This is a genomic window from Erythrobacter sp. K21-9 (genome assembly GCF_055808355.1).
In genome coordinates this window covers 1466012-1492972 of the sequence record NZ_CM147866.1, presented here as the reverse complement: position 1 = coordinate 1492972, position 26961 = coordinate 1466012, and the positions used below count along the sequence as shown (strand labels likewise).

General features: G+C 62.1%; 27 protein-coding genes. 12 read left to right on the top strand and 15 right to left on the bottom strand.

What is annotated here, in order from left to right:
* Nucleotides 1-22 precede the first annotated feature (22 nt).
* Both dprA and plsY read right to left on the bottom strand, forming a co-directional pair.
* Complete coding sequence (gene dprA, locus AC0L39_RS07510) at nucleotides 23-1135, bottom strand: DNA-processing protein DprA (RefSeq protein WP_473262001.1); 1113 nt, start codon at nucleotides 1133-1135, stop codon at nucleotides 23-25.
* Nucleotides 1132-1728: a glycerol-3-phosphate 1-O-acyltransferase PlsY gene (gene plsY, locus AC0L39_RS07505; protein ID WP_473261999.1), complete on the bottom strand. Its 597-nt coding sequence runs from the start codon at nucleotides 1726-1728 to the stop codon at nucleotides 1132-1134. The genes dprA and plsY overlap by 4 nt, the downstream gene beginning before the upstream one ends.
* Nucleotides 1729-1876: 148 nt before the next feature.
* Here plsY and murI point away from each other — a divergent pair, with 148 nt between their 5' ends.
* The 4 genes from murI to AC0L39_RS07485 all read left to right on the top strand — a co-directional run bounded on the left by murI (nucleotide 1877) and on the right by AC0L39_RS07485 (nucleotide 5157).
* The gene (murI, locus tag AC0L39_RS07500) at nucleotides 1877-2638 is read left to right on the top strand and encodes a glutamate racemase (RefSeq protein ID WP_473261997.1); all 762 of its coding nucleotides are present in this window, start codon (nucleotides 1877-1879) and stop codon (nucleotides 2636-2638) included.
* 106 nt (nucleotides 2639-2744) lie between these two features.
* Nucleotides 2745-3965, top strand: a complete 1221-nt coding sequence (gene hemA / locus AC0L39_RS07495; protein ID WP_473261996.1) for a 5-aminolevulinate synthase — start codon at nucleotides 2745-2747, stop codon at nucleotides 3963-3965.
* 5 nt (nucleotides 3966-3970) lie between these two features.
* Complete coding sequence (locus tag AC0L39_RS07490; RefSeq protein WP_473261994.1) at nucleotides 3971-4414, top strand: SF0329 family protein; 444 nt, start codon at nucleotides 3971-3973, stop codon at nucleotides 4412-4414.
* A gap of 41 nt (nucleotides 4415-4455) precedes the next feature.
* Nucleotides 4456-5157 (top strand): nitroreductase, encoded by a 702-nt coding sequence (locus AC0L39_RS07485; RefSeq protein WP_473261993.1) that lies wholly within the window; start codon nucleotides 4456-4458, stop codon nucleotides 5155-5157.
* A gap of 19 nt (nucleotides 5158-5176) precedes the next feature.
* On the opposite strand, the gene AC0L39_RS07480 is transcribed toward AC0L39_RS07485, so the two are convergent.
* Nucleotides 5177-6013 (bottom strand): universal stress protein, encoded by an 837-nt coding sequence (locus tag AC0L39_RS07480; RefSeq protein ID WP_473261991.1) that lies wholly within the window; start codon nucleotides 6011-6013, stop codon nucleotides 5177-5179.
* Between the two features lie 191 nt (nucleotides 6014-6204).
* Between AC0L39_RS07480 and AC0L39_RS07475 the strand changes: the two genes are divergently transcribed.
* A complete protein-coding gene (locus AC0L39_RS07475) occupies nucleotides 6205-7458 on the top strand; it encodes an APC family permease (RefSeq protein WP_473261989.1) in 1254 nt (417 codons plus the stop codon).
* Nucleotides 7459-7588: 130 nt separating this feature from the next.
* Complete coding sequence (locus AC0L39_RS07470; RefSeq protein WP_473261988.1) at nucleotides 7589-8842, top strand: GGDEF domain-containing protein; 1254 nt, start codon at nucleotides 7589-7591, stop codon at nucleotides 8840-8842.
* Between the two features lie 11 nt (nucleotides 8843-8853).
* Here AC0L39_RS07470 and AC0L39_RS07465 read toward each other — a convergent pair whose 3' ends face one another.
* From AC0L39_RS07465 to AC0L39_RS07455, 3 genes are all read right to left on the bottom strand, one after another.
* Nucleotides 8854-9717, bottom strand: a complete 864-nt coding sequence (locus AC0L39_RS07465) for a DUF5694 domain-containing protein (protein WP_473261986.1) — start codon at nucleotides 9715-9717, stop codon at nucleotides 8854-8856.
* A gap of 56 nt (nucleotides 9718-9773) precedes the next feature.
* Nucleotides 9774-10994, bottom strand: a complete 1221-nt coding sequence (locus AC0L39_RS07460; RefSeq protein WP_473261984.1) for a type III PLP-dependent enzyme — start codon at nucleotides 10992-10994, stop codon at nucleotides 9774-9776.
* Nucleotides 10995-11138: 144 nt separating this feature from the next.
* Nucleotides 11139-11711, bottom strand: coding sequence for a LemA family protein (locus AC0L39_RS07455; protein ID WP_473261983.1), 573 nt, complete (start codon nucleotides 11709-11711; stop codon nucleotides 11139-11141).
* A gap of 92 nt (nucleotides 11712-11803) precedes the next feature.
* On the opposite strand from AC0L39_RS07455, the gene AC0L39_RS07450 reads away from it, so the two are divergent.
* Entirely contained in the window at nucleotides 11804-12817 is a 1014-nt protein-coding gene (locus tag AC0L39_RS07450) for a DUF3137 domain-containing protein (RefSeq protein ID WP_473261981.1), read from the top strand.
* Between the two features lie 12 nt (nucleotides 12818-12829).
* Here AC0L39_RS07450 and AC0L39_RS07445 read toward each other — a convergent pair whose 3' ends face one another.
* Both AC0L39_RS07445 and AC0L39_RS07440 read right to left on the bottom strand, forming a co-directional pair.
* Nucleotides 12830-14020: a carboxynorspermidine decarboxylase gene (locus AC0L39_RS07445; RefSeq protein WP_473261979.1), complete on the bottom strand. Its 1191-nt coding sequence runs from the start codon at nucleotides 14018-14020 to the stop codon at nucleotides 12830-12832.
* Nucleotides 14021-14151: 131 nt separating this feature from the next.
* Nucleotides 14152-14871 (bottom strand): sterol desaturase family protein, encoded by a 720-nt coding sequence (locus tag AC0L39_RS07440; RefSeq protein WP_473261977.1) that lies wholly within the window; start codon nucleotides 14869-14871, stop codon nucleotides 14152-14154.
* Nucleotides 14872-14970: 99 nt separating this feature from the next.
* On the opposite strand from AC0L39_RS07440, the gene AC0L39_RS07435 reads away from it, so the two are divergent.
* Nucleotides 14971-15741 carry a winged helix-turn-helix domain-containing protein gene (locus AC0L39_RS07435; protein WP_473261975.1) on the top strand — a complete coding sequence of 257 codons (771 nt, stop codon included), beginning with the start codon at nucleotides 14971-14973 and terminating at the stop codon, nucleotides 15739-15741.
* Between the two features lie 794 nt (nucleotides 15742-16535).
* Here AC0L39_RS07435 and AC0L39_RS07430 read toward each other — a convergent pair.
* Both AC0L39_RS07430 and AC0L39_RS07425 read right to left on the bottom strand, forming a co-directional pair.
* Nucleotides 16536-17066 (bottom strand): O-acetyl-ADP-ribose deacetylase, encoded by a 531-nt coding sequence (locus AC0L39_RS07430; protein WP_473261973.1) that lies wholly within the window; start codon nucleotides 17064-17066, stop codon nucleotides 16536-16538.
* Nucleotides 17066-18277 (bottom strand): saccharopine dehydrogenase family protein, encoded by a 1212-nt coding sequence (locus tag AC0L39_RS07425; RefSeq protein WP_473261971.1) that lies wholly within the window; start codon nucleotides 18275-18277, stop codon nucleotides 17066-17068. The genes AC0L39_RS07430 and AC0L39_RS07425 overlap by 1 nt, the downstream gene beginning before the upstream one ends.
* Before the next feature lie 230 nt (nucleotides 18278-18507).
* Between AC0L39_RS07425 and AC0L39_RS07420 the strand changes: the two genes are divergently transcribed.
* The 3 genes from AC0L39_RS07420 (at nucleotide 18508) to AC0L39_RS07410 (ending at nucleotide 20448) form a co-directional block, all read left to right on the top strand.
* Entirely contained in the window at nucleotides 18508-19449 is a 942-nt protein-coding gene (locus AC0L39_RS07420) for a threonine ammonia-lyase (protein ID WP_473261969.1), read from the top strand.
* 64 nt (nucleotides 19450-19513) lie between these two features.
* The gene (locus AC0L39_RS07415; RefSeq protein WP_473261967.1) at nucleotides 19514-19963 is read left to right on the top strand and encodes an MAPEG family protein; all 450 of its coding nucleotides are present in this window, start codon (nucleotides 19514-19516) and stop codon (nucleotides 19961-19963) included.
* Between the two features lie 26 nt (nucleotides 19964-19989).
* Nucleotides 19990-20448 carry an MAPEG family protein gene (locus tag AC0L39_RS07410; RefSeq protein WP_473261965.1) on the top strand — a complete coding sequence of 153 codons (459 nt, stop codon included), beginning with the start codon at nucleotides 19990-19992 and terminating at the stop codon, nucleotides 20446-20448.
* Nucleotides 20449-20477: 29 nt separating this feature from the next.
* Here AC0L39_RS07410 and trxB read toward each other — a convergent pair whose 3' ends face one another.
* Together trxB and AC0L39_RS07400 are read right to left on the bottom strand one after the other, a co-directional pair.
* Nucleotides 20478-21455 carry a thioredoxin-disulfide reductase gene (trxB, locus tag AC0L39_RS07405; protein WP_473261963.1) on the bottom strand — a complete coding sequence of 326 codons (978 nt, stop codon included), beginning with the start codon at nucleotides 21453-21455 and terminating at the stop codon, nucleotides 20478-20480.
* Between the two features lie 80 nt (nucleotides 21456-21535).
* Nucleotides 21536-22327 carry a tyrosine-protein phosphatase gene (locus tag AC0L39_RS07400; RefSeq protein ID WP_473261961.1) on the bottom strand — a complete coding sequence of 264 codons (792 nt, stop codon included), beginning with the start codon at nucleotides 22325-22327 and terminating at the stop codon, nucleotides 21536-21538.
* Between the two features lie 168 nt (nucleotides 22328-22495).
* Here AC0L39_RS07400 and AC0L39_RS07395 point away from each other — a divergent pair, with 168 nt between their 5' ends.
* On the top strand, nucleotides 22496-22954 hold the full coding sequence (locus AC0L39_RS07395) for a response regulator (RefSeq protein WP_473261959.1): 459 nt from the start codon (nucleotides 22496-22498) through the stop codon (nucleotides 22952-22954).
* Between the two features lie 24 nt (nucleotides 22955-22978).
* Here the strand turns inward: AC0L39_RS07395 and AC0L39_RS07390 are convergent, their stop codons facing one another.
* The 3 genes from AC0L39_RS07390 to otsB are packed head-to-tail and all read right to left on the bottom strand — an operon-like array spanning nucleotide 22979 to nucleotide 26935.
* Nucleotides 22979-24385 (bottom strand): alpha,alpha-trehalose-phosphate synthase (UDP-forming), encoded by a 1407-nt coding sequence (locus AC0L39_RS07390; RefSeq protein ID WP_473261957.1) that lies wholly within the window; start codon nucleotides 24383-24385, stop codon nucleotides 22979-22981.
* A gap of 7 nt (nucleotides 24386-24392) precedes the next feature.
* Entirely contained in the window at nucleotides 24393-26195 is a 1803-nt protein-coding gene (locus AC0L39_RS07385) for a glycoside hydrolase family 15 protein (RefSeq protein WP_473261955.1), read from the bottom strand.
* The gene (gene otsB, locus AC0L39_RS07380) at nucleotides 26192-26935 is read right to left on the bottom strand and encodes a trehalose-phosphatase (RefSeq protein ID WP_473261954.1); all 744 of its coding nucleotides are present in this window, start codon (nucleotides 26933-26935) and stop codon (nucleotides 26192-26194) included. Before otsB ends, AC0L39_RS07385 begins: the two co-directional genes overlap by 4 nt.
* Nucleotides 26936-26961: the final 26 nt, after the last annotated feature.

Here is a 26961-nt window from a genome sequence, read left to right as displayed (position 1 = left end):
CTTGCGCCCCTTGTCATGGTCTTCAGCTGCCTGCCCCGGTCAGGCTGATCAGTCCACCCGCATGCCGCTCCAATTCCCCAGCGATTTCAAGTTCAAGCAGCGCCATATGGACCGCCGGCGCGCTGGCGCCCGATTGGCGGATCAGTTCATCGACGGCAATTGGCGCGACCGAGAGCAATCCATTGATCGCCTCGGCCCCTTCAGCGGGATCGGCCTCGGCGAGGTCGCTGTAATCGAATTCGGTCACGCTTTCTTCGACGCGGAAGGTCGAACGCGGCGCACCGGTGAAGCTGTGGAGCAGCTCGATCACTTCCTCTGGACTCTGCACGAGCACCGCCCCGTCCCGGATCAGCTGGTTGCAGCCAAGCGAGCGCGTATCGAGCGGCGAGCCGGGGATCGCCATCACTTCGCGCCCCGCCTCGCCTGCCAGCCGCGCGGTGATGAGTGTGCCCGATTTTGGCGCGGCTTCTACCACCAGCGTGCCGCTCGCCAGCCCCGCAATGATCCGGTTGCGGCTGGGAAAGTGGCGACCGCGCGGCTCCGTGCCGGGCGGTTGTTCCGCGATCAGCAGGCCTTCGCTTGCAATCCGCTCCTGCAGGTCGGCGTGCTGCGGAGGGTAGGCGATGTCGATCCCGCTTGCGATCACGCCAATCGTCTGCGGGAATGCGCCTTCGTGGCTTGCACCATCGATCCCGCGGGCGAGGCCGGAGACGACTGTGAACCCGGCCCCTGCAAGCGCGGTCGCAAACTCGCGCGCCAGCTTTACCGCCGCCGCGCTGGCATTGCGCGCGCCGACCATCGCAACGCACGGCTTGCTGGCCAGCGGAAGGTTGCCCCGGCAGGTGACGATCGGAGGGGCGCTCTCGATCTCGGCGAGCAGTGCGGGATAATCGGGCTGGTCGTGGAAGAGATAGCGCGCGCCGGCCTTGCGAACGGCGGTCACCTCCGCCTCGATCCGGTCCGTGGGCGCTGGCCGGTAGCGTGATTTGCCGCGCGCCGCGAGATCGGGCAGTGCCTCAATCGCCTTCGCCGCCGTGCCGAAACGCGCCAGCAGCTTGGCATAGCTTACAGGCCCGATATTGGGCGAGCGCAGCAGCCGAATGCGCGCGAATGCTTCGTCTTGCGATAGCGTCACTTTTTGCCGCCGACCTTCGGTTCTTCGCCCTTGGCCAGGCGCGCGATGTTCTCACGGTGCAGATAAATGATCAGGCCGGCAATCGCTGCGAGCACGGGAAAGAATTGCGGATAACCGAACAGCGGCGCAGCAGCGGCAGCGGCCACCACCGCACTCATCCCGGCGAGCGAGGATACGCGAAAGATCGCCAGCATCGAAACCCATATCAGCGCGTAAGCAAGGCCGATGGGCCATGCGAGCCCGAAAGCGACGCCTGCATTGGTCGCCACGCCCTTCCCGCCCTTGAATTTCAGCCACACCGGAAAGCAGTGCCCCAGCACCGCGCCACCAGCGGCAAATGCCTTTGCGACATCGCCCGTATCCCCGGCCCAGATGATCCCGGCGGCGAAAACCGGGGCAAATCCCTTGAGCAGATCAAGCAGCAGCGTGCCCGCAGCCAGCCCCTTGTTCCCGGTACGGAGCACATTGGTCGCGCCGATATTGCCGCTGCCGATGCTGCGCACATCGCCGTGCCCGGCGGCCCTCGTCAGCAGCAGGCCGAACGGTATCGATCCGGCAAGATATCCCAGCAAGGCGGCGAGTAACGGTTCCATTGTGACCCCAGCAGATGCGCGTGCCTTATCCAGCGCGCGCTTTTCTTTTGTCGCTGCCTAAGTAATAGACCGCCTCGCGACAAGTTCACAGCGGACAATAACGACCATTACCGATCCATCCTCCCCGATTTTGCTGTTCGATTCCGGAATGGGCGGCCTCACCGTGCTGGCCGAATTGCGCGAAGCTCTGCCGAACGCGCCGGTGATCTACGCCGCCGATCTTGCCGGACTGCCCTATGGAACCAAGACGGAGGCCGAGGTCGCCGCGCGCGTCTGCGGACTGCTGGGCCGGATGGCGGAGCGGTACCGCCCGCGCCTGATCTGCATCGCCTGCAACACCGCGAGCACTATCGCGCTCGGTATGGTTCGCGACGTGCTTGAGATCCCGATTGTCGGCACCGTCCCTGCTATCAAGCCTGCAGCAGCGCTTACGAAAACCGGTGTCATCGGCCTGCTGGGCACCGCTGCCACGGTGCGCCAGCCCTATGTCGACCGGCTTGAGGCCGATTTCGCCGCCGACCGATTGCTCATCCGCAGCGCCGCGCCCGGCCTGGTCGACCTTGCAGAGGCGAAAATTCGCGGCGAGGCGATTGGAATCGATGCGGTGAGGCGCGAGGTCTCCGGCCTGCTCGATGCGCCGCGCGGCGGAGAAATCGACACGGTCGTGCTTGCCTGCACGCACTTCCCGCTGCTCGAACCCGAACTTTCCGAGGTCTTCGGCCCCGGCGTGGCGTTTGTCCACGGCGCCAAAGGGATTGCTCGCCGCATCGCCGCTTTGACCAAGGGCCAGCCGTTTGCGCGATCGGGCGAGGACCGCGCGGTGGTCACCGTGCGAACCGGCGAGGCAGACAACCAGCCAAGGCGAACGCTCCTGCAAAGCTATGGTCTGCATCAATTCGAGCCATTCTAGCTGCGAGTAATTCGCAAAGATCGCGGTGGCAAACCGGGAACCGATTGCCTATTTCCACCGCTGTCCAAGGCGGTCAAAATCGCCGCAAGCGCTACGAGAGCCTCACGTGAATTACGAGCATATCTTCGATCAGGCGATTGACCGCCTCCACGAGGAAGGGCGCTACCGCGTCTTCATCGACATCATGCGGAACAAGGGCGCCTATCCCAATGCGCGCTGCTTTCACGGTCACAACGGCCCCAAGCCGATCACCGTGTGGTGCTCGAACGATTACCTCTGCATGGGCCAGCACGAAAAGGTAGTCGGCGCGATGGAAGAAGCTCTGCACGATGTCGGCGCAGGCTCTGGCGGCACGCGCAATATCGGCGGCAACACGCACCTGCATGTCGAGCTGGAGCGCGAGCTTGCGCAGCTGCATGGCAAGGAAGGCGCGCTGACCTTTACCAGCGGCTATGTCTCCAACGATGCGACGCTTTCCACGCTGGGCAAATTGCTGCCGGGCTGCGTCATTTTCTCCGATGAATTGAACCATGCCAGCATGATTGCCGGGATCCGCAATTCCGGCTGCGAAAAGCGCGTGTTCCGCCACAACGACATGGCGCATCTCGAAGAAATGCTCGCCGCCGAAGACGCCGAGACACCCAAGGTCATCGCGTTCGAAAGCGTCTATTCGATGGATGGCGATGTCGCCCCGATCCACGCGATCTGCGATCTGGCCGAGAAATACAACGCGCTCACCTATATCGACGAAGTGCACGCGGTCGGCATGTATGGCGAGAACGGCGGCGGCATTTCGCAGCGCGACAACGCGGCACACCGGATCGACATTATCGAAGGCACGCTGGGCAAGGCATTCGGCGTGATGGGAGGCTATATCGCCGCCGACACCCGCATCATCGACTGCATCCGCTCCTATGCGCCGGGTTTCATCTTCACGACCTCGCTTTCGCCCGTGCTGGTCGCTGGCGTGCTCGCATCGGTGAAGCACCTTAAATCCTCGAATATCGAGCGCAACGCCCAGCAAAGGGCTGCCGCGATGCTCAAGCTCAAATTCGCTGAAGCCGGGTTGCCGGTGATGGATTCGACCACGCATATCGTGCCGCTGATGGTCGGCGACCCGGTCCGCGCCAAGAAGATCAGCGACATCCTGCTCGCCGAATACGGCGTCTATGTACAGCCGATCAACTTCCCCACCGTCCCCCGCGGAACCGAGCGCCTGCGCTTCACCCCCGGACCGAACCATACCGAAGCGATGATGGACGAACTGACCGAGGCCTTGGTGGAAATCTGGGACCGTCTGGAGATGCAGCTGGCCGAGGCGGCTTGAGAGCAATGCGCTGGAGCAAGCTCAGGCAATTGGTAAAGGAGCGGTTCGCGCCCGAATTGAGTGGACGTCTGGACATAAACAGCGCGGCTTATGGAGCCTGCACATGCGGGCATGCTTGGCTCACTTGGGACGGCGAGGTCATTGCGAATTTCTGCACTCGCGCCAATTATATCGCGAACGGCTGGGAGCCAGCTTCGGACACGCAAAATGCAGCCTGGAAAAGCCAATCAACCGAGTTTGGTGAATTCAGCCGGCAAGACGCCTATCAGGCCTGCTGGTCATTTATTCATGACCTGTCGATCGCTGAAGCGCTGGAAGACGACGACCCACTCGTAAACATGCTTGCTCTTGCAGACGCTCGAATCGGGAAGCGGCGCCTTGCCAAGGTGGACCCCGAAAAATTTCATCCGCTTGCCGCTCGCATCCTGAAGTTGCGTGCGATAGCCTGAATTGGCAAAGCCAGCGTGAGGCCGCTTCAACAGGGATTATCATGAGCAAAGCTTTCGGTTCACCAGATCAACGCTTTGACGAAGTCGTCCTCGGACGTCGCTCGATCCGGGGTTATCTCGACAAGCCAGTGCCGCGCGCGCTTATCGAGGAAGTGCTCACGCTGGCGATGCGTTCGCCGACAAGCATGAACACGCAGCCGTGGTATTTCCATATCATTACCGGAGAACCGCTCGACCGCATTCGCAAGGGCAATACCGAGCGTATCCTCGCAGGCGAACCCGACAGCCGCGAGTTTCGGCGCGGGGAACCGTTCGCTGGCGTCCACCGCGAGCGCCAGATCGGCGTCGCCAAGCAGCTGTTCGGTGCGATGGGGATAGAGCGTGATGACAAGGAACGGCGGCAGGATTGGGTCCTGCGCGGCTTCCGCCAGTTCGACGCGCCGGTCTGCGTTATCGTGACCTATGACAAGGAGCTGTCCAGCAGCGACGACACGGCCTTCGATTGCGGAGCGGTGACCACCGCGCTGGTCAATGCGGCATGGTCGCGCGGGCTTGGCTGCGTAATCAATTCGCAAGGCATCATGCAAAGCCCCGTCGTGCGCGAACATGCCGGCATCCCGGACGATCAGGTGATCATGAAGGCTGTCGCGCTAGGCTGGCCCGATCCGGACTTTCCCGCCAATGCCGTCGTCAGCGAGCGCAAGAGCGTTGATGACGCAGCGCGGTTCGTGGGCTTTGATTGATCTCCGAGGCCAGTTGGAACTAGTCTTCCGCATCCCTCGTATTCACCACCAGCGTGTCCGCTTCGATTGCGCGGAGCAGATCGCTGGTCACGCTGCCGATGGCTGCTTGCCTGAAGCCGCTGGTGCCGTGGCTTCCGAGCACGACGAGAGCTGCCGGGTCTAGCGCCAGCCCCTTGCGGATCGCCTCGTTCGCGTTGCCCTTAACAAGCTCGCTCGTCGCATCCGACAGGCGGGCTTCGCGCGCGGCCAAGCCGGTCATGAACTCGGCCAACTGCGCGCGCTCGGCGTCCTCGACTTCTTCGGCGACATAGCTGTCCTTTTGCCAAGCCTGAAACGGCACTTGCCACGCATGCACGACGTGCAATGCGGCATCGGGAAACATCCGCGCGGCAGTGATGATCGCATGGGCTGAGCCGGGCGAGAAATCGGTGCCGGCGACGATCTGGCGATAGGCGCCATGCGCCCGCATCTTGGCGACCAGCACCGGCTTGACCGTGTTGCGCAAGACGTAATCCACTGCGGTCCCGAGGAAGAAGTCGCCTAGCGTGTTGTAACGCGCCGGTCCGATCACCAGCACCGAAACATCATCGCGCGCGCTGGCATTGGCGATGGCTGCAGTCGGCGAGCCTGCCGGAAATACGAATTCGACATTGTCGGCCTTGTCATCGAGGCCGGTGACCGCTCGCATTTTCCCCGATAGCGCGGCCAGGTCTGCCGGATCGTCCTCCGCCCGATCGGTCGCGTGGATCACGAGAAGCTTTGCCCCTCTGTCGCGGTGCAATTGCACAGCCCTATCGATGGCGCGGTCGGCGCGCGAGCTGAAATCGGTAGCAACGGCTACGGTGCGGATCGACATGAAGACCTCCTTGGTGAAGTGCTTGATACTTAATCTCTTCGCGCGCCGCAAATGATTTGCAATAGCGCGGGAAGGCGAGAAAGCCGGTATGCCCTGGTGGCCCTTCATCATGACCCGATATGCGCCTACACTCGCGTGCTGAAAGCAATCGCACACTGGCATCGTGCCGGGGAGCGGAGGCGAGCCAAGTGATGCAACAAAGCGGTCCCAATGCCGAGGCGGAGACCTCGCCGAGCGGCGAACAGCGTACCCTCAAACGCGCGCTGACGCTGCCTTTGCTCACGCTCTACGGCCTCGGCGTGACGCTTGGTGCGGGGATTTATGTTCTTGTCGGCGCGACCGCGCAGGAGGCGGGCATCCATGCGCCGATTGCGTTTGTATGTGCGGCGATCGTCGTCTCGATCACCGCGCTCAGCTATTCCGAGCTGGCCACCCGCTTTCCCGTCAGCGCGGGAGAGGCGGCGTATGTCGATGCGGGCTTCGGGGTAAAGCCGCTGACGCTGACAGTCGGGCTGCTGGTCGCGCTGTCGGGGATCGTTTCGGCATCGGCGGTCGCGATCGGCGCGGCGTCCTACCTCGCAGAGTTGGTCGGCCTCGGCGTGCCTACGCTCACGATCATCACCGTCCTCGCGATGGGTCTGCTCGCGACCTGGGGCATCACCGAATCCGTTACTGCCGCGGCGGTAGTCACGTTCATCGAGATCGGCGGGCTGCTGATGGTGATCGGCTGGAGCCTGTTCGGCGGAGCGGAAATCGTCGTTCCCGCAAGCGCGATCCTGTCTCCGGCAGGCAGCACGGCGTGGCTGGGCATCGGCGCGGCGACCGTCCTCGCCTTTTTCGCCTTCATCGGGTTCGAGGACATGGCCAATGTCGCCGAGGAAGTGAAAGAGCCCACACGCACCTTCCCTCGCGCCGTCATCATCACCCTTGTCGTCACCACGCTGCTCTACCTGATGGTCACGATGGCGGTCGTGATGACCGTCCCGATGAGCGAGCTGGCAGGCAGCGCGGCACCGCTTGCCCTTGTGTTCGGCAATGCGCCCGGCGGCTTCAGAGAGAGCTTCGCCGCAATCGCGGTGATCGCCACCGTCAATGGCATCCTGATCCAGATCATCATGGCATCACGGGTGGTCTTTGGCCTTGCCGATCGCGGCTTCCTGCCCCGCCCGCTTGCCCACATCTCCGCCGCCACTCGCACTCCAGTTGCGGCCACGGTGCTGGTGGTGGCGATCATCGTGCTGCTCTCGCAGTCCTTTGCAATCGAAACGCTGGCCGAGCGGACTTCGCAGATCGTCCTGCTGGTGTTCGTGCTGGTCAATTGCGCGCTGATCCGGTTGAAGATGCGCAAACAGTCGGCGATCGCGGACTTTTTCGAAGTCCCGGCCTTTGTCCCGGTCGCCGGAGCATTTGTTAGCCTTGGCCTGTTCGTTACAGCATTCTTCTGATGCAAGTACACGGTTCAACCGCGGCGTGATTCATCGGCTTCAATCAGAGCCAGAATTCCCCAGTTTGCTTACCCGATCTTAATGTCGGACCAATACTCCTCCCCGCAAGGGAAAAGGGTCGCAGTAATTCATGGACGGGAAGTATAAGTTCGACGCGTGGGATAGCTTTGCGGAGACAATGTTCTCCTCGGAATTTATCAGCGTCAATTGGACGGGGCTAGCTGCGGGACTGTTCCTCGGCGTGGCGCTGCTTTCCTGCATTTTCAGCGCTGCATCGTTCGGCGTGCTGCGACAGAAATACCTGCTCTGGTACGCCGCACGCTGCATCGCCATCGGTGTGCTCGCACTGACCCTGTCACCTGTTTATCTCGGACCCTTTTTCGGGCACGACGAAGTGCCGCGCTATATGCTCGGGTTCCTCGGTTTCGACCTGATGGTCGCGCTGATCGGACCATTCGTGGCTTCCTACCTCGAACCCGACGCGATCCCCGACAGGCTGCGAAAGCTGCTGTTCTGGTCGTTCCCCATCGCACTGTTTTTCATCCCGGTTTACTGGATGACGCAGCCGCCGCCCGCGTACTATTTCGCGCGACTGGCCTTGTATCTCGCCATTGTGCTTCTCGTCGCTGTGAGCGTGGCAGTCGCGCTGAAGAATCGCAGCCGAACAGCGCGGTTCCAATTGGCCGGGTGGGCGCCGATCCTCGCTCTGAATCTCATAAACGTCCCGTGGCACATCGCCACCGGCAACCCAATGCCATATTATTTGAATTGGCTGTTCATCATGCTCGGGATCGAATTCATCGTAACCGCACTTGGCATTACCGATCGTTTCATGACCCTGCGACGAGAACGCGACCGCGCCGAAGACCGCGAAGAGATGTTGCTCGCCCTCGCTCAGACCGATCCGCTTACGGGCCTTGCCAACAGACGCGGGCTGGAAAACGCCTTTGGCGCTTCGGTGAGCGCGCTGGTCCTGTTCGATCTCGATAATTTCAAACGGATCAATGACACGTTCGGCCACGATATCGGCGACCGGGTGCTGGTGCATACAGCCTTTGCACTCGAAAGTGCGGATGGGCTCGCAGCCCGGATGGGAGGCGAGGAATTTGCGGTGATCTTCTTCGGCGGAGACGCGCACGATGAGGCGGAGCGCCTGAGAAACGCGATTCACGAGGAAGCGACCGGAGTGCAGCCCGGCCTGATCGTCACGGCTAGCGCCGGGCTCGTGACCCTGACCGGCCCGCGCGACCTGCGCGAAGTCCTGCGCGAAGCCGATGCGCTGCTGTATGAGGCCAAGCAGCAGGGACGCAATCGCATGATCGCGCGGCGCGACATGCGTGAGCCGGACGGCGAATGGTCGGGGTCAGCCGCCGTCGCTGCTTGAGAAGGTCTCGCCTATTCCTGCGCGTCAGAACGCTCGGCCGCCTGCTTCAGATAGGGCAGCGGATCGGCGAGCTCGTATCCGGGCATCCTGCGCACGAAATGCTTGAGCCAGGTGGCGTGACCGCTGCCCGCGAGAACCAGGATGCGGTCTCCGGGCTTTGCAATCATGTCAATCTTGGAAAACATCTTGGCATTGCGCATGTACCAGAAGGCGTTGAGCTCAGCGCCGGGCTGGTTCTCGCCGTCGCCGATCGACAGAAGCGAATAATAGAGGCGGTCGTGCTGCGCCCCGACAATGTCCTCGCGGTTATGCAGGATCAGCGATTCCGCAATGGATTGCTCAGGCAGCTTGGCCTGCTCGTCAGCAATAATGGCCTGCACTTCTGCGAGCAGTTGGCCGATCAGCTCCGCCTGACCGTTTGCCTCAGCGAATTCCATGACCTTGCCCATGGGGAAGTAATCGGGCTCTCCCTCCCCGCCGCGCTCGTCATAGCCATAGACAGCTTCATGTCCGAGCATGTACGCCATGCGGTAGCCGACCTGCACGCTTTCAGAACGCCTCGATGTGATCAGCTCTTCATAATCGCCGAAACTCGCCAATTCGAAAGATGGCGCGTCTGCTTCATTTTCGACCGCGATGCGGGTCGGCTGCCACTTGGCAAGCGTCTCGGCAAGGACCACGATCTCGCGCTGGCGGCGCGGCGCGAGCACATCATCCACTTCCATGTTGACCGCATCGAGGCCGGGATTGGCGAAATGATACATGCCGAGGACCATGACTTCGATCGGCTCGGGCGCGGCATCGCCGCCTTGCGCCGCTGCCGGAACTGCGATCAGGCCCGCGATGGCGAGCAGGAATTTCAGCGGTTTCATCATCTTCCTCTCTTGTGAGTTACTGTAATAATACAGCAAGCCAAAGAGAGGGCAAGTGCCTACCGCAAGCTCACCACGTTATCGCTCGGCTCGCGCACCCGCGTGCCGTTGAACAGGCTCATCATCGGCTCGTCGGTGACCACGACGCACTCCGCATCGCCAAAGCCGTTGAAGCCGGTCTTCATCGCCGCGCCGTATGCGCCCAGCATCCCGATCTCGATATAATCGCCCGCCTGGATGTCTCCGGGCAGCGGGAATGGTCCGGCCATGTAGTCGGCATCGTCGCAAGTGGGACCGTAGAACGAGAAATCCTCCAGCCCGTCGCGCAGGTCGTCTTCGAGCGCGTTTACCGGGAAACGCCAGCCGACATGCGCCGCATCGTAGAGCGCACCGTACGCGCCGTCATTGATGTAAAGCTCGTTCCCGCGACGCCTTTCGACCTTGACGATCATGCTGGAATATTCCGCGCACAGCGCCCTGCCGGGCTCACACCACAGCTCTGCATTGTAGGCGATCGGGAGCGCGTAGAAATGCTGGTGGATGATCGCGAAGTAATCTTCGAGCGGCGGCGGCTCCATCTCCGGATAAATGCTCGGAAAGCCTCCGCCCACGTCGATCATGTCGATCACGACGCTGGCCTCGGCAATGGCGGCGCGGGTGCGGTCGATCGCCTGCACGAAAGCAAACGGGGTCATCGCCTGGCTGCCGACGTGGAAACACACGCCCAGCCAATCGCAATGCTGGCGCGCCTGCTGAAGCAGCCCGGGCGCTTCAAGCAGGTCGCAGCCGAACTTGCTGGCGAGCGAAAGCTCTGAATATTCGGACGAGACGCGCAGGCGCACGCACAGGCGCAGATCGCTTGCCGGTTCGCCGGTCTCGGGATCGCGGCATGCCTCGACGATTTTCTCCAGCTCTTCCTGCGTGTCGAGGCTGAAGGTTTTCACGCCGTGCTGAAAATACGCCTCACGGATCGCACCGCGCGTCTTGATCGGATGCATGAAGCACAGCGTCGCATCAGGCAGGACAGCGCGCACGAGACGCACTTCGGCGATCGATGCGACGTCGTAATGGGTCACGCCTGCATCCCAGAGCACCTCGATCAGGTCGGGTGCAGGATTGGCTTTCACCGCATAGAGCACCTTGCCGGGAAACTTCCCGACAAAGAATTCTGCGCCACGCTTCGCAGCATGCGGGCGATTGAGGATGACCGGCTCGTCCGGCTGAAGAGCCGCGGCTACAGAGCGTGCGTCAGAAAATTGGGCGTCAGGGTAGGTGTGCAATTCAAGGGACCCCCAGAAACTTTTACGGTTTTGAGGCTGCCTTGCGGTGAAAACGTGTCCCTTGGGGCAGCGGAAGCGCGCATATAAGCGTTATGCGCGCTCTCGCAACCTCAAATCACACCCAGCAGTAAAGTTCCGTCTGAATTAGAATGCAACTGCCGGGGTCTGGTCGACAACGCCCTTTTCGCTGTCGTCGAGCCGGTGGAAATCGGCCTCGCGGAAACCGAGCAGGCCAGCGAACAACACCGCCGGGAACGCCTCACGTGCAGTGTTGAATTGCGCAACCGCAGCGTTGAGCGCGCGGCGTGCGGCGGCCAGCTTGTCCTCGATATCGGCCAGCTCGCGCTGCAATTCCTGGAAGTTTGCGGAGGCTTTCAGGTCCGGATAAGCCTCGCCCAGCGCCAGCAGGTTTTCCAGCGCGATCTTCAAACCCTTTTCTTCCGCCGAGGACGGCGAGCCCTTGGCCGCCTGATTGCGGGCCTGGATCACCGCTTCGAGGGTGGAGGCTTCGTGCCCGGCATAGCCTTTGACGGTTTCGACGAGGTTGGGGATGAGGTCGTGCCGCTGGCGCAGCTGCGCATCGATATCGCCGATGCCCTGCTTCACGTTCTGCCGCTTCGCCACGAGACTGTTGTAAATCCCGATAATCAGCAGCACCGTGCCGACCGAGATCACGACGATTGCCGAAGTCCAGAACCAGCCAAAAATCTCAACCATTTCGCGCCCCTCCTTTACCGGGCAACCAAATCCTAACCCCGATTGGTTAAAAGATCGCATCACAGGGCGGGAATTGACGGAAATTGGCGAAAATGATGCACGCTGACATCCAGGGATTGATGCGCGGAGAGCTGGGAGACTGGCTTTCCGATCAATCTTCCATGCGCGCAGCCGCCAAGCAAAAGGCGCACGATCGCTGGTTCTACGGCGGCATTGCGCTGCTGCCGGCGCTCGCCTTTCTCTGGTTTGCCCCGCTAGGACTTGGCAATATCAAGTTCTGGATCAGCCTTGCAGCAATCGCCGGGATCGGCGCGTTCGGATATGCACCGATCACCGCGGCGAAACGCGAAATCAAGATCGGCATCAATTCCGCCATCGCCCGCAATTTCGGGGTCGAATACGAGCATGATGTCGAACCCGGAAGCGAGTTCGATGCGCGCAAGAAATACGGCCTCGTCCCGAAGCATGACCGCGACGCGTTCGAGGACAGCTGGTCCGGCAGGCTCGAGGGCCACGGCTTTCAGCTTTACGAAGCCCACCTCGAAGAGCGGCGCGGATCGGGCAAGCATCGCCGCTGGGTCACGGTGTTTCGCGGTGCGGTCATCACGATGGAGTTCGGCCGCCAATTTCACTCCACCACATTGTTGCAGCGCGCGGGCAAGCACAAGAAATGGCTGGGCCTTGGCGGGCGCAAGGATCACGCCAGTTTCAAGGGCCATCGGCTCGATTACGTCGACCAGGTCCACCCGGCCTTCGAAAACGTGTTCGAGGTGTGGAGCGATGACCAGGTCGAGGCGCGCACGCTCGTGCACCCGTCCTATGTCGAACATCTCGTCGCACTGGAAAAAGCGTTTCATGGCGACGCCGTGCGCGCGCTGTTTGCGGGTGGATCGGTGATTGTTGCAGTGGAAAGCGGCGACCTGTTCGAAAGCGGGGCGATCGATGCGAGCGGCGACGAACAGCGCGTGGCCGAGGCCGCCGAACAATTCTCCGCTCTCGCCAGCCTCGCGGTCGCAATCAACCAGAACGAACGCGGGCAGGTGCTGCGCGATGCCGTGTCGGACGTCAGTGGCGGCGATCGGCGCAGGGTGCGGCGGCGGTCCTGATACGATCCGCGATCAGCTGAGCCGACCGCGGAAATCCTCGTAATCGAAACGTTTGACGCATTCGAGCGCGTCGGTTTCGCTATCCCACAGCCAGATGCTCGGCAATTGCACGCCGTTGAAGGTATTCGTCTTCACCATCGAATAATGCGCCTGGTCGAGGAAAGCGAAGCGGGCGCCTGCCTCTGCCGGGACCGGCAGGCGGTAATCGCCGATCACATCGCCCGCGAGGCAGGACGGTCCGCCCAGCCTGATCGGAATGCTCTCATCGGCAAGCTCGCCCAGCATTGCGGGGCGATACGGCGCCTCCAGCACATCGGGCATGTGGCACGTGGCCGAAATGTCGGTGATGCCCAGCGGGACCTCGTTAAAGCCCGTATCGAGCAGCGCGCCGACGAGGATGCCAGCATCCAGCGCAATCGCCTCGCCCGGCTCTATGATGATCTGCGCGCCTGTATCGGCGGCGGCATCCTTGAGCAGTTCGACCAGCTCGCCGCGCTCGTAATCGGCGCGGGTGATATGGTGGCCGCCGCCCATGTTGATCCATTTGAGCTGTCCGAACCACGGCTCGATGGCGTCGAACACGCGGTCCCATGTGCGCTGGAGCGGCTCGAAGGTCTGCTCGCACAGATTGTGGAAGTGGATGCCTTCCACGCCCTCCATTGCCTCCTCGGTAAGCTGGTCGAGCGGAAAGCCGAGCCGCGATCCGGGCGCGGACGGATCGTATTTGGGCACCTCGCCGGTCGCGATCATGGGATTGATCCGCAGGCCGACGCTGACGTCGCCGCCGGTGGTCGCCGCATGGTCAAGGATCAGCGCGGCGCGCTTCATCTGGCCGGGCGAGTTGAAGATTATATGTTCGGAAAGGCGGCAAATTTCCTCCAGCTCTTCCGGCTTGAACGCGGCGGAATAGGTGGCGATTTCTCCGTCGTAGAATTCCGACGCGAGCCGCGCTTCCCACAGGCCGCTCGTGGAAACACCGTCGAGATATTCGCCGAGAATATGCGCGGTCGACCACATCGAAAACGCCTTCAATGCGGCAAACACCTTGATACTGCCGCCATCGCTGGCCGCCGCATCGCGAATATCTGTGAGGATCTGGCAGTTGGCGCGCAGCTTCGCCGCATCAACGACGAAGGCGGGGCTATCGACACGGGAGAGATCGAATTGGGCAAACGCGCCCGGATCGCCGGCTTTGGTTTCCATGCCGCTGCACTTAGTGTCCCCTTGTGCAAAGCGAAAGGCCCGACCCGCGTGGTTAGCGCGCGGGCCGGACCCTCCGCAACGGGAAGCACACCGCAGGGGGCTAAGGTCAGGCTTCCCGAACTGAAGCGGGCTCAGCCGATGCTTCGCCCGATCAGCAGGTCGCCGATCCGGTCTGAGCCGCCATCCACGATGCCTGCCTTTTCCGGAGCCTTTCGCGGATTGCGATAGGTGCCGAACAGCATGTCGAACCACGGCAGATCGGCATAGTTGTACCGGTGGACGCCGCGCTCGTGATGGACTGCATGCATTTCAGGCCGGGCGATGAAAAAACCCAGCCAGTGCGGTGTCCTGATGTTCGAGTGAGTGAACATCGCCATGAAGCTGCCCATCAGATTGATGATCACCGCCGCTTCAGGGGACACTCCGAAAACGCCCACGAATACGAGGCTCCCCAGCAAGGCCCATCCAGCCATGTCGAGCGGATGGAACCAGTAGGCGCTCCAGATATCCACACGCTCTGCGGAATGGTGCATCTGGTGGAGGTGCCGCCACAGGAAATCGCTCCCGTGCATCGTGCGGTGCCACGAATACATGAACAGGTTGAACAGCACGTATCCGCCGCCCACCTGCGCCCATAATGGCAGCAGGGACCCGTCCAGCAGCGTGTACCGCGCCAGCAGCCCGTCCCACAGAAACGGGGCGGTGAACGCGATCAGGTAATAGAGCGCAAAGCCGATAATGCCGCGCGTGCGCCACAGCCTCTTGTCAGGCTGCTTTCGAGCAGGTGCCACGGCGTCGAACACCGCGAACAGTATGAACATGGCCGCAAGGGCCGCCAAGAATTCCAACATCGAACTTTTCCTTGATTGGTTGCGGAATGGCGGCGCTTGTTGCTTGCAATGCGCTGCACAGATAGGCTGCGGGCCCGATGATTTGCCGATGAGAAACCGATGACGGTCGACCTCGCCAAGAGCCGCAGTTTCGAGCTGGGCGACCTGACGGTCGAACCCGCGCTGCGCTCTGTCACGGCAGGCGAGCAGACTGTCTCGATCGAGCCGAGGGTGATGCAGGTGCTCGTCCTGCTCGCGGATCGTGCCGGGACGCCGGTGGACCGCGACACGATGGTCGAGGAGTGCTGGGACGGCGTGATCGTCGGCGATGACGCGATCCAGCGCTGCATTGGCCGCCTGCGAAGGCTGGCTGCGGAAATGGGCGGCTTCACGATTCAGACCATCCCCAAGATCGGTTACCGCCTGCTGCATGACGGCGCGCAGGAACGCCCTCGGAACGCAGAAGATGGCAGCGCTCTCCCCTCGCCCCCGCGCCTGCGGTTCGAACCGCCGGTGTTTCGCGGCCACGCAGAGCTAGGCCATGAATTTGCCGAGCTTCTTTCAGGCGACACCGCAGCGGCGCTCAGCATCAATCGCGACATGGTTGTGCTGGCGTCAGATGCCGGAGCAGACACCGATTACCGTGCAAAACTCGAAGTGCGTCAGGGGGAAAGCAGCGCCCGCGTCCATTGCTCCGTGATCGAGCAGGCAACGGGCCGTCTGGCGTGGTCAGCGCAGGTCGACTCCCCGATATGGCGGCCCTCGAAAGCGGCATCCCGCCCGATGCGCTGGTGTTCGATATTGCAGGCCGGATCGGCGCGATCATTATTGGCGAGATCACGCGGTCATCGCTTGCCCAGCCACGCGCGCAGTCCGCATGGCAGGCGGTGATGCGCGCCAATGCGGCCTATCAGCGGATCGACGTCCCCAACCTCGAAATCGCGATAGAAGAAGCCCGCGCGGCGGTCACGATGGACGCCAGCTACGGCGCTGCCCACGCAGCGCTTGCCAATGCGCTCGCAGCGCACTTCGAACTGGGCGGAGCGCTTGCAAGTGATGAAGCCGACGAGGCGCGCAGCCACTGCGACATGGCGCTCGCGCTCGCGCCCGAGGATCCAACCGTGCTCGCATGGACGGCCCACGCTTTGCTTATGATAACGCGCCCCGCGGAAGGGCTGTCGCTGGCCGAAAAGGCGGTGGAACAGGCGCCCGCGCACTGGATCGCGAACCTCTATCTCGCGCGGCATTACCTGCATCACGCAAGGCCGCAGGACGCCGAACGCGCACTGCACGACCACGCCCGCGTCGCTCCGCTGTTTCCGTGGAAGTATTTCCCGATGCTCCAGCGCGGCCTCGCGCGGTTCATGCAGGGCGATCTTGATGCAGCCGAGGCGCTCATGCGCGAAGCGGCGACGCTCAACCCGCGCTATCCGTATTCGTGGATTTCGCTGATGGTGCTCGGCGCGCTCAAGCAGGACCCGGGATTGATGCGCGATGCAGCGTCGAAGCTGAAAGGGATCGAAGGGGAAGACGCGCTGGAATTGCAGCTAGCGCGGATTGCGCACAGCTATCCCGACCCGGAGCAAGCTGCGATGCTGAAAGCGGCGTTCCAAACGGCCTGGAAGGCTTAGGGGCCCTAGAGATTGGACCCGGCAAACGCGCCCGGATCGCTGGACTGGCTGCAGTCAGCGGCCTGTGAGTGTCGCATCGAATGCGGCCTTGGCCTTGTCATCGAAGCAAACCAGAGCGACCAAAGCCAAGGCTCCTGGGTTTTCCTCAATAAAGCCTGAAATCGTCTCAATCGCAGTCCGCGATGCAAGGTCTAATGGATAGCCAAAAATACCGGTCGAGATTGCCGGAATACCGATCGTCCGCGCTTCGACGTCGATCGCGCGCAAGAGAGACTCGCGGTAACAGCTCGCCAGCTGTCTCTGCTCGCCATTCAGGCCGCCGCGCCAAACGGGCCCTACCGTGTGAATTATGTGCTTCGAAGGAAGATCATAGCCGCCGGTAGCCTTGGCCTGCCCGGTCTTGCACCCTCCCAGAAGGCGGCATTCATGAACCAACTCCCTGCCCGCCGCCCGATGGATTGCCCCGTCGACGCCGCCGCCGCCCAAAAGCGAAGAATTCGCGGCGTTGACAATTGCGTCGAACTCCATCGTTACGATGTTGCCTTTGACAGTTTCAACTACGGTATTGCCGACGGTAGTCCGCATCAAAACTCCACCGGCCCGTCCAGCTCCTCAACCTGCCACGGCAGGCCATGTTCGTTCAGCATTTCCATGAACGGATCGGGGTCCATTTCTTCCATGTTGAACACGCCCTCGCCGCTCCATTTGCCGGTGACCATCATCGCGGTCCCGATCATTGCGGGCACGCCGGTGGTGTAGCTGACCGCTTGATTGCCGGTTTCCTCGTACGCGGCCTCGTGCGAGCAGATATTGTTGATGTAGAACGTTTTCTCGCCTGACCCATCCAGCGCCTCGCCAGTCGCTATCACGCCGATATTGGTCTTGCCCTTGGTCGTCTCGCCGAGCGTTTCCGGCTTGGGAAGCACCGCGGCGAGGAATTGCAGGGGAACGATTTCCCGCCCCTGATAGCGGACAGGATCGATCCGGGTCATGCCGACATTCTGGAGCACGGTGAGGTGCTTGATGTATTCATCGCCGAACGTCATCCAGAACCGCGCGCGCTCGATCTCGGGGTTGAATTTGGTGAGGCTCTCCAGTTCCTCGTGATACATCATGTAGGCGTTCTTCGTGCCGACTTGCTCGAAATCGAACTCGGTCTTCACCTGCATGGCGGGCGTTTCCACCCACTCGCCGTTCTCCCAGTGCCGCGCGGGCGCGGTCACTTCGCGGATGTTGATTTCAGGGTTGAAGTTGGTCGCAAAGGCCTGGCCGTGATCGCCGCCATTGCAATCGAGGATGTCGAGCTGGCGGATGGTTTTCAGCTTGTGCTTCTTAAGCCACATCGTGAACACGCTGGTCACGCCCGGATCGAACCCGCTGCCGAGCAGCGCCATCAGCCCGGCGGATTTGAATTTGTCGTGATACGCCCACTGCCACTTGTATTCGAATTTCGCCTCGTCCTTGGGCTCGTAATTGGCGGTGTCGAGATAGTGCGCGCCCGCCTCAAGGCAGGCGTCCATGATTGGCAGGTCCTGATAGGGAAGCGCGAGGTTCACAACCAGTTCCGCACCGATTTTCTTGATGAGATTGACCATTGCCGGGACTTCCTCGGCGTCGATCTCGTAGGTCTCGATTGAAACGCCGGTGCGCTCCTTCACGCTTTTCGCAATGGCGTCGCATTTCGATTTGGTCCGGCTGGCGAGGTGGATTTCGGGGAAAATATCCGGATTCATCGCCATCTTGTGGACGCAGACCGAGCTGACCCCGCCCGCACCGATTACCAGGACTTTCGACATTGGTGACACCTTTCAAAACTCGATTCTTGCGCGCTCCCTAATGCAATGCGGCAGGGGCGACAATCGATCCGGGATTTCCTACTGCGCGGCAATGCGCCATAGGGGCCGGATGCATGATCGGGACCATTCTGGCGTTTGTTCGGGCCGGTTCTGGTGCCCGCGTGTGAGGGGGAAGAGATTTATGCCCAGGACACTGTCTCATGTGTCTCATGGCCGAGGTGCCGATAGCCATGACTGAGCGCAAGCCAACTGCCGAGGGCGTAGCGCAGGCGCTTGCCAGCCTTCAGGCGATCCCGCTTGCCCCCACCCCGCTTCTGCCGGTCGAGATTGGCGGCGTCCGGGCGCATGTGAAGTGCGAGAACCTCCAGCCGATCGGCGCCTTCAAGATCAGGGGCGCATGGTGGCGGCTCAGCAATCTCGAAGACGATCACGCGGTCGCAGTGTCGAGCGGCAACCATGCGCAGGGCGTCGCATGGGCGGCCCGGCGGCTGGGGATCAAGGCGACCATCGTGATGCCGCGCGATGCGCCTGAGGTGAAGCTGGCCAACACCCGCGCACTCGGCGCCGAGGTGGTTCTGTACGAGCGCCCCGGCGAAGACCGCGACGCAGTGGCAGCGCGGATCGTCGAGGAACAGGGCGGAACCTTAGTCCACGCTTTCGGCGATCCGTGGGTGATGGAGGGTCAGGGCACAGCGGGCCTCGAAACGGCGGCTCAATTGGGGCGTGAACCCAGCCGGATCGTGACCTGCTGCGGCGGCGGAGGGCTGGCCGTGGGCCTCAGCCTTGCCTGCCCGGAAAGCGCCATCCATGTGGTCGAGCCAGAGGGCTGGGACATGGTCGGTCAGGCGCTCGAAGCGGGGAAAATCGTGAATGTGGGAGACAATTCTACGCGCACCATCTGCGATGCGCTGCAACCCACTGCGACCAAGCAGCTCAACCTCGACATGCTCGCCGGACGCGCAGAGCCGGGGGTCACTGTCACCGACGACGAAGTGCTCGGCGCGCAGCGCTGGGCCTTTGCCAACCTGCGCATGGTGCTCGAACCCGGCGGCGCGGCGGCGCTGGCTGCGGCGCTGGCGGGGACGGTGCCGGTCGACGAGGGTACGGTCATCATGCTCACCGGCGGCAATGCCGATCCGGCGCGCTTTGCCAAGACCATCGCGGCGACGTGAATTGACATTGCCCGCATGCTTTCGCAGGAAGCGCGGCAAGAGAGAGGAATAGGGGATCAATTCCATGCAAGCGCAGCTTCTCGCACCGGCAGCGGTGCTGATCTTGTGGACGCTCGTCGTCATGCTGTGGATCATACCGGCGCGCTTCGGTGCGGTCGCTAAGGTCAAGGACAAGTCGACCCTGCCGCGTAAACCGGGTGCGCGCGGCGGCGATCTCGAAGGCGTGATACCCGACAAGGCGAATTGGCCAGCCCACAATTACAACCACCTGCACGAACAGCCGACGATCTTCTACGCAGTCGTCCTGATCATTGCACTGGTGGGTCCGGGCGCGTTAGATGTGCTGTTGGCCTGGATCTATGTCGGGCTGCGCATCATCCATTCGCTATGGCAGATCCTCGTGAACGCGGTCCCGGTGCGGTTCGTGCTCTTCCTCTTCGCTTCCATCGCGCTGATCGCGCTTGCAATACGTGCCGTGATGGCGACGCTGTTCGCCGATCCGAGCGCGCTTTGACAACAATCTGAACTGGAATTTCGCACATGATCGGAATGGATATCCTTCAACCCGCAGTCGCGCTAATGATCTGGACGATGGTCATGTGGGCGTGGATGTATGCCAGCCGCATTCCTGCGATGAACAAGGCGCAAATTCAGCCCGACGATGCGCAGGTCGTGGGGTTGCTCGACCAGAAGCTGCCCCAGAAAGTTCAGTGGAAAGCGCACAATTACAACCACCTGCATGAACAACCTACGGTGTTCTATGCGGTTGCAATCGTGCTCGCGCTGCTCGGCGCGGGCGACGGGATGAACGCCTTCCTCGCATGGCTCTATGTCGGCCTGCGCGTGATCCATAGCGTCGTGCAGGTCACCGCGAACAAGGTGCTGGTGCGCTTCGTGCTATTCGCGCTTTCCAGCGTGATCCTGATTGCGCTGATCGTCAGCGCTGCAAGCATCGTCTTCGGGGCTGGAACGGATGCCAGCCCCTTCGTGACGACCTGATCGGCAAGCGGCGAAGCGCGGGCTGAGGGTTACTCCGCCGCTTCGGTCTCAGGCACTGCCGGCGCATCGGCCGTCGCCGCGAGGAAGCGCTCTCCATCCAGCGCGGCCATGCAGCCCATCCCCGCCGCCGTGACCGCCTGGCGGTACACGTGGTCGGTAACGTCGCCCGCCGCGAACACTCCGGGAAGAGCGGTCTTGGGCGTGCCGGGCTCGACATCGAGATAACCACTGTCATCCATCGGCAGCTTGCCCTTGAACAGCTCGGTCGCCGGAGCGTGGCCAATGGCGACAAACGCGCCGTCAACTTCAAGGGTCGAGCTTTCGCCGGTCACCGTGTCCTCGAGCACGAGGTGATGCAGCGCGCCGTCGTCCCCGGCTTCGAAACTGGTCACGGTCTTGTTCCACAGCGTCGAAATCTTGGGGTGCTTGAGCAAACGGTCCTGCAGGATCTTCTCCGCGCGCAACTCATCGCGGCGGTGGATCAGCGTCACATCGTCTGAATGGTTGGTGAGATACAAAGCCTCTTCGACAGCGGTATTGCCGCCGCCGATCACCGCGACCTTCTTGCCGCGGTAGAAGAACCCGTCACAGGTCGCGCAGGCCGATACGCCCTTACCGCCGAGTTCCTGTTCGCCCGGTGCGCCCAGCCACTTGGCCTGAGCGCCGGTGCAGATCACCAGAGTATCGCCGACATACTCATCGCCGCTGTCGCCAATCGCCGTGTATGGCGGGCCGTGATCGAGATCGACCGAGACGATCGTGTCCCACATCATGCGCGTGCCGACATGCTCGGCCTGCGCCTTCATCTCTTCCATGAGCCAGGGGCCCTGCACGACATCGCGAAAGCCGGGGTAATTCTCGACATCGGTGGTGATGGTCAGCTGCCCGCCGGGCTGGAGGCCCTGCACCACGATCGGTTCGAGCATTGCGCGCGCAGCATAGATGGCGGCTGAGTAACCTGCCGGGCCGGAGCCGATAATGAGCATCTTCGTGCGATGGGTAGCCATGTTTCGTATTCCTGTTGATTTGCGCCTCCCGACTTAGGCGCTCGTACGCCGTCCTTCAATTCGTGCGGGCGAGGTTTGTCTTAGGCATCCACAAGCTGATCTATGATGGCCGCGCGCCGGGTCTCGTCCACGCCAAGCACCTGCTCGAGATACGCATCGACCGAACCAAACCGGTCCATTATGGATTTGCGCGCCGCTTCGAGAAATTCGGTATCGACGCCCATCAGCGCGCGCATCGTCGCCTCGTCAGTGGCACCGTATTTGTCGCCCATCAGCGCCATTCCGTGCGCAATACGCTCTTCATTGCGGGGCGAACTGTTGGTGAGCAGGTAATCGTGCATCGCGTCGTCGGGATGCACCCCCAGCATCTGGTGGAGCAGATCGACCGCAATACCGGTGCGGTCCTTGCCCGCAGCACAGTGGACCAGGCTGGCCCCTTCTCCTGCTGCGAGTGCCGCGAAATATTCGCTCAAGATCGCATTGAGTCCGGTGCGGTCAGGCAGCGCGCCATACAGTTCGACCATCGCGGTGTGGGCGCTGGCGGCGTCCACGCTGCCTTCCGCCGCCTCGAGATGAGGGGCCAGCCCCGCCGTTTCGCCTTCGAAGAAAAGCACCTGCGCATCAAAGCCGTCCGGCCTGCGGCACGTATGGCGCGCACGCTCGCTATCCCCGCGAAGGTCGATCACATGCTTGAGATCGAGCCCCGCAACCGTGCCGAGATCGCTTTCGGTGGCTTCGGCGTGATGGCCCGAACGGAACAGCAAACCGGTCTTCACGCGCCCGCCGCCCGCGACCGGATAGCCGCCATAGTCGCGCAGGTTGTGAATCGCCTCGGTGGGGAGGAACGGGCTGGTCTGAGTATCTCGAATCATCACGGGCGAGAGTGGCAGTGGCAGTGCGCACGCACAACCGCGCTCACACAATAATGGCGCAGCGCATTACGTGTCGATGCGTACCCCTGCGCAAAGGATGAAGTGGTAACCATGCGAGTAACCAACGCCGCAGCGCTTCAGATCACGCTACAAAACAGGGGCTTCGCTATGGTATATGTACTCATCGCAGACGACGACGAGCTCGTTGCAGAGATGGCATGCGATGTCCTGATCGATGCGGGCAACGCCTGCGGCTGGGTGACCAGCGGCGAGGAAGCATGGGCCCTGATGGAAGGTCGCCGGCCCGACCTGTTGCTGCTCGATCAGGATATGCCGGGCATCTCCGGCGTCAGCCTGCTGCGAAAACTGCGCGGCTCGGCGATATTCTACGACTTGCCCGTCATTATGTTCACCGCAATGCGCGGAGAGGCTGACGAGGACCGCGCGATCTATGCCGGTGCGCAGGATTACATCCGCAAACCTTTCACGCCCAGCGTTCTGGTCGATCGCATCGACAGGGTTCTCGCCAAGCAGGGCGGCGGTCGTCATCTCGATCTCAAGACGCGGCTGGCTCGCGATGCCGGCATTCTGGACGAGGCACGTCCATTGGAGCGGCGCTGGGTCTAGACGAGCGGCCCGCTTGCAGCGCGATCAGGCTTTAGCCAGATCACCGCCCGCCAGATCATCGCAAAAAGTCTTGGTCCACGCTTGCACATTGTCATCCCGGACAGTCGTGATCATCGCCTCGTAGCGGCTCTTGCGTTCGTCCAGAGGCATGTCGAGCGCGGTTTCTATGGCGCGGGCGAGAGCATCGGGACTGTGCGGATTGACGATCAGCGCGCCCTTGCCATCGCAATCGAGCTGATGCGCGGCCCCGGCAAAGTCCGACAGGATCAGCACGCCCGGATCATCGGGGTCCTGCGCGGCGACATATTCCTTTGCCACGAGATTCATTCCGTCGCGTAGCGGCGTGACCATGCCGATCTTCGCTGCGCGGAAGAACCCGAACAGCTCGGCATGGCTGTATCCCTGGTTAACGTAGCGGATCGGGACGAGGTCCACTTCGCTGCGCGCGCCGTTGATCTGCCCCGTTTTCTGCTCGAGCGTCCCGCGAATTGTCTGGTAGCTTTCGACATCTTCCCGGCTCGGCGGGGCGATCTGGATGAAGACGAGATCGCGCACCCGCTCGGGATTCTGGTCGAAAAAGCGGCCAATCCCGTCGATCCTTTCGGGCAGGCCTTTCGAATAATCGAGGCGGTCCACTCCGATCATGCCGGTCCGATCCCGCGTCGAGGCTGCCAGGCGCTCAGCCGCTTTCACCGCTTCATCGGATTCGCCCTGCTGCTGGAAATGGTCCCAGTCGATGCCGATAGGATACGCACGAGCGATGGTGGTGCGCCCCTCATGCGTAATCTGACCGGTGTTCTTATCGACTGTCGCGCCAAGTTCCGTCTCGCAATAATGCACGAAGCTGGACAGCCATTCCTCGGTCTGAAATCCGATCAGGTCATAGCTGAGCATGGTCAGCACAAGCCGCTCATGAAACGGCAGAGATGTCAGCAGGCGGGTCGGCGGCCACGGTGTATGGAGGAAAAACCCGATGCGGTTCTTCGCGCCGCGTTCGCGCAGGCGATTGCCGATCGGGATGAGGTGGTAGTCGTGTACCCAGACGAGATCGTCTTCCTCGATCAGCGGCATCACGCTTTCGGCGAAGCGTTCGTTCACACGCTCATAGCCGCGCCCGGTCTCGTTCTCGAATTCGGCGAGGTCGATGCGGTAATGGAACAGCGGCCACAGGGTCGAGTTGGCATAGCCATTGTAATATTCGTCAACGTCGCGGGTCGAGAGGTCGATGGTCGCGGTGGTCACACCGGCATTACGCTGGAGGTTCATGTTTCCGGTGCGGTCTTCGCTTTCCTGCCCGGACCACCCGAACCACAGCCCGCCATAATCCTTGAGCGCAGCATTGAGCGCTCCGGCAAGCCCGCCCTGCGCACCGGCCGCGCCCCGCGCCTTGGGCACGGCGACGCGGTTCGATATGACGACAAGGCGGCTCATGAACGGGTTATCGCACTTCACTCCAAGATTTGGACAGCAATCCGGCGCAGTTGATTACTCCTACCAGCGAGTAGGTCTGCGGGAAGTTCCCCCAAAGCTCGCCCGTTTCATAGTCGAGGTCTTCGGAAAGCAGGCCCGACCGGGTGGTGTGACTGAGCATGGTGGTGAACAGCTTGCACGCTTCGTCATCGCGTCCGGCGAGGTGCAGTGCCTCGATCAGCCAGAAGGTGCATACGTTGAAAGCTGTCTCGGGCGCACCAAAATCATCCTCGGCGGCATAGCGCAGCATATGGTTGCCGCGACGCAGATGCTCTTCGACTGCGGCGAAAGTCTGCTGAAAACGCTCGTTATCGGGCGAGAGGAAGCGCAGCTCGACCATCTGGAGCAGGCTGGCGTCGAGATAGTCGCTCTCGAAACTGGCGCCGTAATGGCCGCCCTTCCCGTTTTCCTTCCACGCCTCTGTTTCGATCTTTTCGCGGATCGCGTCCGCGCGCTCGCGCCACAGCTTTGCGCGGTCGGTCTTGCCGATATGCTCGGCGACATTGGCGAGCCGGTCGCACGCAGCCCAGCTCATCACCGCCGAATAGGTATGGACCTCCTGCCGGGTGCGAAACTCCCAAAGCCCTGCATCCGGCTGGTCGTGCATCGCCCACGCCATTTTGCCGACCTGTTCGAGGTTCTCGAAATCGCGTTCATCCGCCATCCGCAACAGCCGGGTATCGAAAAATCCCTGCACGCTCGGCAGGACGATCTGGCCATAGCAATCGTGCTGGATCTGCTTGTAGGCGGCATTGCCGCGCCGCACCGGCCCCATCCCGCGATACCCGGCAAGATAGCTGGCGGTGGTTTCATCCAGCTCGCTCTCACCCATCACTGAATACAGCGGCTGAATCTGCCCGCCGCGCGCGCCGTCGACAATGTTGCGCAGGTAAGAGAGGTATTTCTCCATCACATCGAGCGCGCCCAAGCGGTTGAGCGCCTGGATCGTGTAATAGGAATCGCGGATCCAGCAGTAGCGGTAATCCCAGTTGCGCTCCGAATCTGCCGCTTCGGGTATCGAGGTGGTGAGCGCAGCGACGATGGCGCCGGTTTCCTCGTGCTGGCACAGCTTGAGCGTGATGGCGCAGCGGATGACCTCTTCCTGCCACTCGAGCGGGATGGCCAGCATCCGCACCCAGCGCTGCCAGTATTTGCGGGTCGCCTGCTCCATCGAGCGGACTTCCTCGCGCACGTTCCCGACGAAAGGCTCATCCGGGCCGAGAAAGAAATGCGTGTCTTCCTCGATCCGGAAGGTGCGGCCTTCCATGATGTAACCGACCGGCGCATCAGTGGAGAGGCGCAGCGCCTGCGGGCCGACGAGATAGCGGATATGGTTGGTGCCATGCGTTGTGTCGGCAACCTGCGCGCCGTAATTCTTGACCGGGTTGAGCACCACCCTGACGCGCGGATTACCGGCAATCGGGCGGACGATACGGACATAGGCAACCGGGCGGTACATCCGGCCGGAACGCTCGTAACGAGGGCAGAAATCGAGGATTTCGACCGCGCTTCCGTCTTTCGCCTCAAGCGTCGTGACTAGATTCGGTGTGTTGCGAATGTATTCCTGCCTCGCGCTCACCTGCCCTTCCAGCTCGAAGCGCCAGATGCCGGCATCGCGCTGATCGCCATTGAGGAGCGCGGAAAATACCGGATCGCCATCGACACGCGGCACACAGCCCCACACCAGCGCGCCGGTCTGGTCGACAAGGCCGGAAACCTGGCAATTGCCGATTGGCCACAGTTCAAGATTGGGAAGGCGCTGCTCGGTCATAATTCCAGCCATTCGTGCACGGATTGAACATCGGGGAGGTGATAGCGGGCGCGCGTGTCCTTGCGCGAGCCGACGAGAATCCCTGCCCCGCCGTGTTCCGCGCACGCGGCAAAGCCCGCCTCGTCGGTGAGGTCATCGCCGATGAAAAAGGGCAGCGATCCGGCGAACGGGCGCTCATTCATGAAAGCGGAGACCGCCGCGCCCTTGTTGGCGGACCTGGCGACGATTTCGACCACGGATTTGCCGTGCTGCGCCGCCCAGCCGTGCTCTTCAGCCAGGTTCTGTGCAAATTCCCGTGCCGCTTTGCCGGCATCCGGGTTGGAGCGGTAATGCAGAGCGCCGCCATGCGGCTTTTCCTCGTAATCGATCGCGTTATCGGCGGCAAAGGCACGTAGATCGCTCTCGATTTCACCGGGAAGGCGCTCCGCGCCCTGCCCAAGCAAACTGCCGTCCCGGCGGCGCATATCCGAACCATGCGAGCCTGCTCCGGCAATCGTGATCGGCCCGAGGTGCTTCTCGATGTCGGACAGGCCGCGCCCGCTCACCACAGCGCAGCGCCCTTCCAGCCGGTCGGCCAGCGCGGCGAGGCTTTCGGACAGTCCGGCGCGCGGCTCGATCGCATCCGGTCCCGGTGCAAGCTCCACCAGCGTCCCGTCGAAATCGAGGAACAACGCGGTCGGACCTTCCGCGATCAGCGAAGCGAGCGAAGGCGGAGGACCGGGAGCGATGCCAGAATGCATGACTACCGGCATAAAGCGTCAGACCG